The organism is Streptomyces marokkonensis (assembly GCF_039539045.1).
Classification (GTDB): Bacteria; Actinomycetota; Actinomycetes; order Streptomycetales; family Streptomycetaceae; genus Streptomyces; species Streptomyces marokkonensis.
Genome location: NZ_BAABCQ010000385.1, coordinates 1 through 1,091 on the forward strand (window position 1 = coordinate 1; position 1,091 = coordinate 1,091).

Sequence of the window (1,091 nt, forward strand, 5' to 3'; positions counted from 1 at the left end):
GCATGGCGCAGGGCTGCCTCGACGACGCGGACATCGTCACCGTCCCCGTGCTGCGTGATGAGGGTCCTGAGGGGCGGGCGTTGGTGACGGCGCTGGCCCGGCTGCACACGTTCGGTGTCTTCGTGGACTGGGGTGTGTTCTTCGCCGGTGCGCGCAGGACCGGTCTGCCGACGTACGCGTTCCAGCACGAGCGGTACTGGGTCGAGGCCCCGCGGGCTGCCGCCGTCACGGCGGTGGACGCGGTGGACGCGGAGTTCTGGCAGACCGTGGAGCGCGAGGACCTCCAGGCGCTCACCGAGACCCTGGACATCACGGCGCAGGACACGTTCGGTGACGTACTGCCGCGCCTGTCCTCCTGGCGGCGCCGGCACCGCGAGCAGTCCGCCGTCGACACCTGGCGCTACGGGATCACCTGGAAGGCGATACCCGACCCCGCCCCGCAGGACTCCGCCCGCAGCGGCGTATGGCTAGTGCCGGTCAGCGCGGGGCTGCCCGGCGACACGTGGAGCGCCGCGTGGCTGCGCGGGCTGGCCGAGCGGGGCCTGACCGCGCTGCCGGTCCCGATCGATCCGGCCACCGGCCGTGAGGAACTGACGGCCCGGCTCGTCCGGGCGGCCGGCGGCCGGAGTGTGGCGGGAGTCCTGTCGCTGCTCGCCGTCGACGGTGAGGCCGCCCCGGCGGCACCCGCACTGACCAACGGGGTCGCGCTGTCCGTCCTGCTCGTGCAGGCCCTGGGAGACGCGGGCCTCGACGCCCCGCTGTGGTGCGCGACCCGGAACGCGGTGGGCGTGAGCCCCGCCGACGAGCCGGCGGATCCGTACCAGAGCCAGGTGTGGGGCCTGGGCCGGGTGGCGGCGCTGGAGCAGTCCCGGCGTTGGGGCGGTCTGGTGGACCTGCCCGGCGCGGCGGGCGGCCGGGCCGTCGGCCGACTCGTCGCGGTGCTCGGCCAGCGGGCCGAGGACCAGGTCGTGATCCGCGACCGCGGCGTGTTCGCACGGCGCCTGGCGCGTCTGCCCGCGGTCCGACGCGACCGCTCGTGGTCGCCGCGTGGCACGGTGCTGATCACGGGTGGTACGGGTGCGCTGGGCGGG

At 75.4% G+C, this 1,091-nt stretch carries 1 pseudogene; it reads left to right on the plus strand.

Going from position 1 to position 1,091, the window contains the following annotated elements:
- Positions 1 to 1,091 (plus strand): annotated as a pseudogene (locus ABEA26_RS36015) (polyketide synthase); the annotation flags it as partial.